Here is a 9,711-nt window from a genome sequence, read left to right as displayed (position 1 = left end):
GAACCAACCAACAAACGAATACCCGGCTTTGACCGTAGCGGTCGAAGACGCTGTCCCCGAAGCCGGACCAATCGACTGGCTGGTTGGTGACACGGTGCCACCATCAGTCGCACCCTGCGCCACTTGACTAGCGCTAAAGCTGAGTGGGCTGTAGGTGATGGTCACATCCGGATCCTCCAGCCATTGGGCCTGCAGGGTGATGTTGCCCCAGTCCATCGTGCCGTCCCAGGCCAGGTCAGAATACCTGGTGGCGGCGGTGACCAGGCTGCCAGCGGCAATGTCGCCAGCATCAAGGTCGGTTCCGCCAATGTTGGACAGTTTCCAGCCTTGCAGCGTGTAACCCAGTCGCGTTGGCGCGACACTGGGCAGCAGACCGGTTGACCACCACCGCAAAGCGCCGGCACCGGTGGCCGGAGTTGAGGCGATAGCCGGGCTGCCGCCGTTGGTGTCGTAGTGGACAACGTAGTTCTTGGCCACCCACTGGGCCTGCAGCGTGATGTAGGGCGCGCCGGTGGCTGCCAGAGTCCTGTAGCTGTCTAGGGCCGTGACGTGGTGGGCGTCGGCGCCGTTTTCCGAAACCACCCAGTGGTCTAGCTGGTAGCCGACCCGGTCGAGGCTTGGGGGCACCAAGCCCGCATCATCAAAACCAACAGTTCTCTGGTCATAGTCATTGTTTCCAGCCGGCGCCAAGATGCCGTTGAGGTCGTAACGCACAATGAAGCTGGCCTCTTCCCATTGGGCGTACAGCGTCACTTCGGTGACGGTATCGTCATTGCCGGCCAGCGTCCTGTATTGGGTGGCTGGCAAGACGTAGTTGGACTGGCCGTCTTGGTCAGTGGTCCAGCCAAGCAGGTTCTTGCCCGCCTGTGTGGCACTATGCGGCGTGAAACCATTAGCGGTCCATCTGACACCGGTGATGGTGTCAACGGTTGGAGCATCACCGCAGTTCCAGTTAAAGTTGACGGTGAAGCTGCTTTTCTCGGTGTAGATCGCTTTGAGAACAATGTACTTGCGGTAGTTCGAAGTGTCTGTGCCCCAGACCAGCTCGGCATAGGTCTTATCGCCGGCTACCGCCGCCGGTGAGCTATTGCCGTAGCCGTCGTCTGCCACCACCCAGTGACTGAAATCAAATCCCGTTGGCGGCACCGGCTCGGGCAAAACCGGCACGATGTCCTTTGGGAGGAGTTCGACGTTGGGCACCGAACCGCTGCCACCAGCCAGGTCGTATCGCACGGTGTAGACCGAATCGGCAACCCATTGGGCGTACAGGGTGACGCTGGACTCTGTATCGTCGCCGCCAGCCAAGGTGGCATAGCTATCGGAGGTGGTGGCCGGGTGGCCGTCACCCTCCTCAGCGGTGTTCCAACCCAAGAAGGTGTATCCGGTTCTAACAGGGTTGGCGGCGGGCAGCAGGTTGATCTGTGTCCATACCACTTCCCCCGGCGCCGAGCCAGCGCCCGGTTTCTGGGTTGGATAGCCCACCTGGGTGGCGCCGTTGAGGTCGTATTTGACAACGAAGTTTTGCTTGGGCGACCACTGGGCCTGAAGCACAATGTGGCCGACATTTGGATCATCGGCCAGATCACCATAGGTGTCACTGCTGAGTACACCCGACTTGTCGCCGTTGAAGACAACTTTCCAGCCAGCAAAGTTGTAGCCGACTGGCGGGGATGGCCAGGGCAACAGATTATCGCTCTCCCAATAAACCCCAGTCAGGTCGTCGTACCTGGCCGGCGAGCCGCCGTTGGTGTCGTAGCTAACGGAATAGGTCCGGGCCGGCTGCCACAGGGCGTAGAGCGTGGTGGCCATGACCGTGTCGTCTCCCCCCGCCAGCTGGGCGTAGGAAGAGCCAACGTTGGCCGTCAGGCCCAGTCCGTCTGGGCTGGTGTTCCAACCCATGAACACATGGCCGGACCTGGAGGGATTGCCCTCAAGAGGAGGGACTAGGCCGTTCTGGAGCCAACCAACTGTTTTGGCTGTGCCGTAGGCGGTGCCCGCCGGGGCGTTGAGGTCATAGTTGACGGCGTAGGACTTGGCGCTCCACTGGGCTTCGACAATGATGAAGCTGGCGCCCGGTGCGGCCATCATGTCAAAGGTCATGGCGTCGGAGTCAAGGTAAGTTCCGCCCAAGTTGCCGTCGCCGTCATCGGCCACCAACCAGCCCTCAAAGTCATAACCCAAACGGCTGGCCGCCGGCAGAGGCACAAGCTCGGCCTCGTCGTCAAGCTGGTGGTCTGCCAGACTGGCCGGCGAATCGGCCCCGTTGAGGTGGTAGACCACCCAAATGTTGCTGGCGTCCTTCCATTGGGCCTGCAACGTGATGGAGTCTTCCGCGTCGCTGGCGGCCAGAGAGCCGTAGGTGTCGCCGGCCGTGACACCCTGCTTGGTGCCGTTGGCCGTGACACTCCATCCGGCGAAGACGTATCCAAGTCTGGTCGGGTTCGAAGCTGGCACCAGACCCGTGTCGGTCCAAGACACACCAATCTTGTCGAAAAAGGCCATCGGGGTGGCCGGGGCACTGGGACTGTCATTCAGATCGTAGTGGACCACGTAGTCGTTGTTTTCCGACCAGCCGGCATACAGGGTTGAATCCCACCATTTCGTCACAAGGTCATCAGCGGAAACGGCGTTGGTTCCCAGCAGCGCGTCACCCTGGTTGTGATACCAGCCGGTGAGGGTATAACCCGGGCGCTTGGCATTGGCCAGAGTGCCGTAAGGTGAATCGAATTGCACCGTTTTTGAACCCGGTGACACGCTGGCTGAATTCCACCCTAGATAGTTGGCGTCAAATGTCACCGTGTAGTCGTTGGGTTTGTATTGGAAAACGATCCGCTGATTCTTGGTTGAGTGGAACCCCGAGACGTCACCTAAGCCGTTGATCGTCAGGTTATCCCGGTCGTCCTGACTGCCGATGAAGGTGTAACCATAGGCGGTGTAGCCGGTGATGGTGTACAAAGCGCTGTCGAAATAACGCACTGCCGTGTAGGGCAGGTGATTCTCGTAGGTCAGGATGTGGTCGTAGTCGGTGCCAATGGCGGAAATCTGCCGGTAAACAACGGGGTCGACGGTCGAATCCTGGATCACTGTGGAGCGGTATTGCACCACAATTGGCATAACCAGCTCGACCTCGCTGGACGTGGTGATCTCAGAGCCGCCAAGCTCGTCCGCCTTCGGGTCACCGGGATAGCCACCGTATTCGATGTAATAGCCGAGCACAGTGCCCGAGCCGACATTTGGGAAGTCGTTCCACCTAGCCGCTGGGGGCAGATAGTTGTCACCTTGCGACGCCGGGGTGTAGCCCGGTGGATGAGAAGCACCGGAGTAGGCAAATTGCAGCGCATACTCGCCAAAGTTATTGATATTGGGCTGACCAGCGCTGACGTAGTTGTTCGGCTCGGTGTTGCCCCAATACGTGTAGTAGGTGTAGCCATTGAAGGCCGTGCCTGCCGGCGGCACGGTGTCGGTGCCTTCGACCGGAGTGCGTCCGTCATAGCGGTTCTCTGTGCCGGCCGTGCCGGTGCTATTGTAGGTCGCCCCAATGTAAAAGACCTTGCCGGCTTCTGGCCCATCGGCCCAGTACCAATAGTTGGCCGGAGGCGTTCCGTTGTTGCCAACGTAATTGCCAATGGTTTCTGAAATCGATGAATCGTCCAGAATTGGCGTGCGATCAGATTTCAGCAGCCGGGTTCCACCTAGCCAGCCGCAGTATGTCGCAATGTCGTTGTAGACCTTCTTTTGCTCATCGTGGCTGGTGATAGTGGCCAGATAGCCCTGGAGCCGCTTGGTTGGATCACCAGGAAAGCGTGGATCTTGCATCGAGCTGGCTTTGGCGGCGTTGTAGGCCTGTAGCCAGGTGATTGTCGAGTTGGGCACAAACGTGTAGTAGTGGACGTAGCCTTCCGGGTCGACAAAGGCAGTCACCTTGCTAGACGAAGCCTGGATCGAGACCACCGAGCTCTCCGGCGGAAAGACATCGGGTGGGTTCGCCAGGGTGAAATGCATGTTTTCCAGGTGGGTCGAAAGCTCCGTTGCTGTAGCCGAACCAGTCTTGATGATAAAAGTGTGTGTCTTTGTGCCGGTGCCCTGGGATTCTGAGACATTCCAGGCGGATGTGATGGTCCCGGGGTAGTTGAGCTTGAGCTCTTCGGGGTAGGTCACTGTGAACGATTGGTAGGTCTGGTCAAAGACACCGGTCACAACGATTCGGTATTCAACCGCTCCGCTGACCATCGAACCGCGCACCGTGAACAAGACCGGGTTGTCCACTGTTGGCTCGGCGGCCAAGGCCTGCCTGGGGCTCGCTCCGAACATCCCCAGTACCAGCGCCAGCACAACTAGCACTGCGGCCAGGGGGCTCCGCCGAAGACGGCGTCCCTTGCTCGTATGGGCGTGTCTCATCCGTTGACCTCTTATCAGATCCGTGTATCTGCCGGATTTCGGCACAGAGCCGGGTAGCGTCAGCGGCCGCTTCAGCGGTTTCTCACCGTTGTTTACGGGGGTGGGAGAAACCCACGAAGCGTTTTCCACGACGTTCGGGGGCTCGATTGGTCCAACGTGCCCCGGGCCCCTTTGTCATTCCCATTTCGCCGCGCGCGGAAGGTGCGGACCGAAAGTGGCGCCCAGTCACCAAGCCATCGACCCTGGCGGGTCATCCGCCTGGCAGGCTTCGACGCTGTTCGGTGCCCCACCACGGCCGGGCCACCGAGGCGCAAGACGCCCCATCAGATGCGGGCGGGGATGTGCTCGTCGTGTCAGACTGGACCCGTGCTTCAATTCAGCCGCACACCGACCCGGCGCCCTGGCTGCGCAGCTGGCGCTGGCACCTCGAAAAGGAGCAGCCATGCCTGACCTCACCGATCACGGCCCACACCCACATGTCCTGGATATCGAGAAGACAACTCTCCTCAATCCGAACTTTCGTTCGACCCTTTGGACCGGCCAGTACCTACAGCTAACGGTAATGTCGATCCCGGTTGGAGACGACATTGGCCTCGAGGTCCACCCGGATCACGACCAGTTCCTGCGCATCGAACAGGGCACCGGCCGTGTCCGGATGGGGCCAACCGAAGATGAAGTCGCCTTTTCCACCGAGGTCAGCGCCGATTCAGTCATTTTTGTGCCGGCCGGCACCTGGCACGACATCATCAACACCGGGCAGGCTGAGCTGAAGCTCTACACCCTCTACGGCCCGCCTGACCACCTGCCCGGCACAATCCATCCGACCAAACACGACGCCGAGATTGACCCCAACGAGGACTAGAGGCTTGGGCGACAAATGAAAACCATTGTTCTGACCGGCGCCAGCGATGGCATTGGGGCCGCCGCCGCCGTCCAGCTGGCCCACCAAGGGCACAATCTTCTTCTAGTTGGTCGGTCCGAACCCAAAACGCAAGCCGTGGCCAAAAGGGTTGGGACAGACCGCTACTTCCTGGCCGATTTCGCCAAACTTGACGATGTCCACCGCCTGGCGAGAGAACTTCGGCAAGCCTGCGACGGCCGCATCGATGTCCTGGCCAACAACGCCGGTGGCATTTTCAAGGGGCCACAACGAACCGAAGACGGCTTCGAACTGACTTTTCAGGTCAACCACCTGGCAGGCTTTTTGCTGACACACGAGCTCTTGGACTTGCTGCTGGCCAGCCAGGCCGCTGTGGTCAACACCTCGTCTATTGCCGCAGCCCGGTACAGCCGCTTGGACCTTGATGACCTGGAGGGTTGGCACCGCTTCTCCCCCAACCGGGCCTACGGCGACTCCAAGCTAGGTAACGTTCTCTTCACGCGCGGCTTGCACGCCCGCTACCAGGGCCAGGATCTGGCCGCAGTGGCTTTTCACCCGGGCAATGTGGCCACCAGTTTCGCTTCGGAGACCTCAAGCTATTTCAGGTTCGTTTTCCACTCACCACTGAAAAGGTTCCTGACCAAACCTGAACAGGGCGGCGCCAACTTGGCCCACTTCGCCGGGGGCAGCCCGGGCCAAACATGGACCACCGGGGAGTATTACGGCTCGAATCGCCGCATCAGCAAAACCAGCCCCAAGGCCTACGACGAAGACATAGTGCGGCGCCACTGGGAGCTGTCCGCCCAAATGCTCGGCCTCGGCTACTAGGGCTAGGCAAAGGGCAAACCCGGACCGCCGGCATCGGACAGGGCCATAGCCCGCCTGCCCCCAGGTGACCGGTTTAGGCCGCCTGGCGGTGTCAGCGCTTGGTCCGGCCCCTGGCCGCCAGGCGCGTGCCAGACCAGTCCAACCCGACCGAGACACTGGTGGTGGCGTGCAGCCCGGCGATGGTGGCGGCCTCGGCGATCTCAGCTGAATCGAGGTAGCCGGGCCGGCCCGGCTTGGGCGTCAGCACCCAGACCACACCACCGTCTTCGAGCAAGGCCAGCGTGTCGACCAGGGCATCGGTCAAATCGCCATCCTCGTCACGCCACCAGATTAAGGCAGCGTCAGTGACATCGTCGTAGTCTTCGTCCTCCAGCTCGTTGCCGGTTGCCATTTCGATGGCTTCGCGCAGATCGAAGTCAACATCGTCGTCATAGCCGATCTCTTGAACCACGAAGCCGGGTTTGAGGCCCAGCGGGTCGTCCGGGGACACTTGCCTGCTCTCCTTGCCGCTGTGAGCGTTCATCACCGCTACGCTACTTCACGATTCGCACTTCAGCCACCGCCAGGCGGTGAAAGCGAAGATACGGACAGTCCTGCAACTAAAGCGCCTGGCCCGTGCCGGCCCGGCTGAAACCCCCCACTTTTGCCTGTTTGCCAAGGTCACCGCCGCCGCCGGGCCCAGCCGACGGGTAGGAGCGGGGCCAGGAACCGCGCCCGCCAGGCGCCAGGTCCAAACCCGGTTCAGGCCGGTATTTGTGGCTCGCCTACAAAACCCGTCCGCTAGCATGAGCCCATGCCCGCCAGATCGCAGTCCCATCCAGTGCCTTGTGCCACGACAGTCACCCGCCTGCATTCCCACCGCGACCGCCTGGTAACGACCCTGCTCAAACGCATTGACACTGACTTCTCCTGGTACCGAGAGCTCAGCGCCGAGGACCGCTCTTGGGTTGGCCTGGTGGCGCAGGCCTCGATTGGCGCCTTCATCGATTGGTGTGTCAACGCCAAAGCCACGGCCCAGTCTTCGGTCGACATTTTCGCCGTGGCGCCGCGCGAACTAACCAAGACAGTGTCGTTGCAGCAAACCCTTCAGCTGCTGCGCACCGGGGTTGACGTCATCGAAGCCGAATCCGAGGTCATATCGGCCCCCGGACGGGCCGAGGAACTCCAATTCGCCGTTCTGCGCTACTCCCGCGAGTTTGCCTTTGCCACCGCCGAGGTCTACGCCCGGGCCGCAGAAGAGCGCGGTTCCTGGGATGCTCGCCTGGAGGCATTGGTGGTAGACGCCCTGGTGCGGGGCCAGATTGGGTCCTCGTTGCGGTCGCGCCTGGCCGCCTTGGGTTGGGCTGGGGATGGGCCAATTGTGACTGTGGTGGTGGGTCTTGAGGCACCTTGGGGTCAGCGCGCCGGCGCCGAGTTGCGCCACCACGTGCGCCGAGCTGTACCTGATTTCTTGGTTGGTTTCCATTCTGACCGGTGCCTTTTGGTTTTGGGCGGTGCCCCGCCCGATGCCGTCACTCGCCTGGTGCCTCACCTGGGCTCCGGGCCCATCGTGGTGGGCCCGGAAGTACCCGGGTTGGAGCAGGCGCCGGCCTCGCTTAGGGCGGCCAGTGCCGGTCTTGACGCCCTGGCGGCCTGGCCCCAAGCGCCCAGGCCGGTCTTGGCTGACGACCTGCTACCGGAGCGAGCCCTATTGGGCGACCCCCTGGCCAAGACGACGTTGGCGCAGATCAATCAGATGATCGAGGATTCCGGCAAGGATGCCGCTTTGACCTTGTCGACCTATTTGTCGACCGGTCGCTCGCTCGAAGGCGCCGCCCGTGAACTGTTTGTCCACCCCAACACCGTGCGCTACCGCTTGGGCAAAATCACCAAGCTGACCGGTTGGGACCCAACCGATCCACGCGAGTCCTTCATCTTGCAGCACGCCCTGGCCTGCGGCCGCCTCCAATCCACCGAGTCCGAGCTTTGACACCACCCCCCAATTCACCGAGTCCAGGGTTTGGCACCACCCCCAATTCACCGAGTCCAGGGTTTGGCATGAAAGGTCGGGGCGGCGCCGTGTCGCACGCGGCGGACGCATCGCGTCCGCCCGAGAAGACGCGGCAAACAAGCAGAGCCATGAATCCTCTAGGAAACCGGCACGGCCGGCTGGATCGCCGCCGTGTCGCACGCGGCGGACGCATTGCGTCCGCCCGAGAAGACGCGGCAAACAAGCAGAGCTATGAATCCTCTAGTAGCGGCCCCCGGCCGCTTACTAGAGGATTCCTACAAAACCGCGCCGTAAGCACTGTGCCAGGCGGTCTTCGCGTATCAAGCCGGCCCCGACCAAACTAGAGCGCGTGTGTGTCCTGCTCAGTCCCGGCCAGGGTGTCCAGCGACCGGGCTTGCTGACCGAATGGCTGGCCCTACCTGGCGCTAGGTCGAAACTTGAGGCTTGGTCTGTGGCCGCCGGCATCGACCTGATTCAGCACGGCACCACCTCTTCAGCCGAGGTCATCCAGGACACCGCCATTGCCCAACCGCTGCTGGTGGCCACCGCCCTGATCAGCTATGACGCTTGGCGGCAGGCCAATCCCGAGGCCCGGATCAAGGCTGTGGCCGGTCATTCGGTGGGCGAATTCGCGGCCGCTGCCGTGGCCGGTGTTTTCAGTCAGACGGACGCCGTTGGCCTGGTGGCTGTTAGAGGCCGGGCCATGGCGGCCTGCGCCAAGACCGAGCCCACTGGCATGGCCGCTGTTATTGGTGGCCAGGCAGACCAGGTGCTTGAGGCCATCGAGCAGGCCGGCGCCCAAGTGGCCAACTTCAACGGCCCAGCCCAGGTGGTGGCCGGCGGATCGATCCAAGCCCTTGACCGCCTGGCTGCCACTCCCCCGGCCCGAGCCCGGGTCATCCGCCTCGATGTGGCCGGCGCCTTTCACACCAGCTACATGGAACCGGCCAAAGCCGAACTGGCCGCTGCCATCGCCAGGCTCGACCTGCAAGACGCCACCTACCCGCTAATCACCAACGGTGACGGCACCGCCCAAACGGCAGCGGCCGGCATCGGGCAAGTCCTGGTCGACCAAGTTACCCGGCCCGTCAGGTGGGACCTGGTGCAGCAGACCATCTTGGCGCTGGGCCCAACCAGGACGCTGGAGCTGGCCCCAGCCGGGGTACTGGCCGGCCTGGCCAAACGCGGCATGAAAGGTGTCAAAGTGACGGGACTGGCCGCCAGCGATTTTGTTCCACCCCAACCCCAACCGCCCGCCACCAGCCGGGCGGCCAACTCGCCCACCTCAACAACCGCCGAAACCCTATAGGAGAAACCATGGCCCTTGATGCCACCGCCGTCCAGGACGGCCTGACCGAAATCATCGTCGACGAGACCGGCCTCGACGCTGCCGATGTCGCCCTGGACAAGTCCTTCACCGATGACCTGGATATCGACTCACTGTCAATGATGACCATTGTCACCTTGGCGGAAGACATGTTCTCAGTTGAGATTCCCGATTCCGCCATCAAGGACCTAGCAACCGTAGGTGACGCCGTCAACTTCATCACCGCCGCCCAGAACTGATGAGCACAGCTTCGGTGGTGGTGACCGGCCTGGGGGCGACCACTCCCCT

General features: G+C 62.0%; 7 protein-coding genes. 5 read left to right on the top strand and 2 right to left on the bottom strand.

The annotated features are described in order from the left end of the window. On the bottom strand, positions 1–4,398 hold a 4,398-nt coding region (locus FWD29_09145), incomplete at its 3' end, for an InlB B-repeat-containing protein (protein ID MCL2804095.1). A gap of 442 nt (positions 4,399–4,840) precedes the next feature. On the opposite strand from FWD29_09145, the gene FWD29_09140 reads away from it, so the two are divergent. After that, complete coding sequence (locus FWD29_09140; protein MCL2804094.1) at positions 4,841–5,260, top strand: cupin domain-containing protein; 420 nt, start codon at positions 4,841–4,843, stop codon at positions 5,258–5,260. Between the two features lie 15 nt (positions 5,261–5,275). Continuing rightward, the gene (locus FWD29_09135) at positions 5,276–6,106 is read left to right on the top strand and encodes an SDR family NAD(P)-dependent oxidoreductase (protein MCL2804093.1); all 831 of its coding nucleotides are present in this window, start codon (positions 5,276–5,278) and stop codon (positions 6,104–6,106) included. A 91-nt stretch (positions 6,107–6,197) separates the two neighbouring features. Here the strand turns inward: FWD29_09135 and FWD29_09130 are convergent, their stop codons facing one another. After that, positions 6,198–6,629 (bottom strand): DUF3052 domain-containing protein, encoded by a 432-nt coding sequence (locus FWD29_09130; protein MCL2804092.1) that lies wholly within the window; start codon positions 6,627–6,629, stop codon positions 6,198–6,200. Between the two features lie 270 nt (positions 6,630–6,899). On the opposite strand from FWD29_09130, the gene FWD29_09125 reads away from it, so the two are divergent. The 3 genes from FWD29_09125 to FWD29_09115 all read left to right on the top strand — a co-directional run bounded on the left by FWD29_09125 (position 6,900) and on the right by FWD29_09115 (position 9,662). Then, positions 6,900–8,075 carry a helix-turn-helix domain-containing protein gene (locus tag FWD29_09125; GenBank protein MCL2804091.1) on the top strand — a complete coding sequence of 392 codons (1,176 nt, stop codon included), beginning with the start codon at positions 6,900–6,902 and terminating at the stop codon, positions 8,073–8,075. A gap of 370 nt (positions 8,076–8,445) precedes the next feature. Further along, a complete protein-coding gene (locus FWD29_09120; GenBank protein MCL2804090.1) occupies positions 8,446–9,405 on the top strand; it encodes an ACP S-malonyltransferase in 960 nt (319 codons plus the stop codon). 8 nt (positions 9,406–9,413) lie between these two features. Beyond that, positions 9,414–9,662, top strand: coding sequence for an acyl carrier protein (locus FWD29_09115; protein ID MCL2804089.1), 249 nt, complete (start codon positions 9,414–9,416; stop codon positions 9,660–9,662). Positions 9,663–9,711 lie beyond the last annotated feature (49 nt).

The organism is Micrococcales bacterium (assembly GCA_009784895.1).
Lineage (GTDB): Bacteria > Actinomycetota > Actinomycetes > Actinomycetales > WQXJ01 > WQXJ01.
This window is presented reverse-complemented; position numbering and strand designations above follow the sequence as displayed.

Bases quoted from the DNA above. Each gene is read 5' to 3' on its own strand.
- FWD29_09125 (MCL2804091.1), top strand. From the start codon at position 6,900: ATGCCCGCCAGATCGCAGTCCCATCCAGTGCCTTGTGCCACGACAGTC.
- FWD29_09130 (MCL2804092.1), bottom strand. From the start codon at position 6,629: ATGAACGCTCACAGCGGCAAGGAGAGCAGGCAAGTGTCCCCGGACGAC.
- FWD29_09140 (MCL2804094.1), top strand. From the start codon at position 4,841: ATGCCTGACCTCACCGATCACGGCCCACACCCACATGTCCTGGATATC.
- FWD29_09135 (MCL2804093.1), top strand. From the start codon at position 5,276: ATGAAAACCATTGTTCTGACCGGCGCCAGCGATGGCATTGGGGCCGCC.
- FWD29_09115 (MCL2804089.1), top strand. From the start codon at position 9,414: ATGGCCCTTGATGCCACCGCCGTCCAGGACGGCCTGACCGAAATCATC.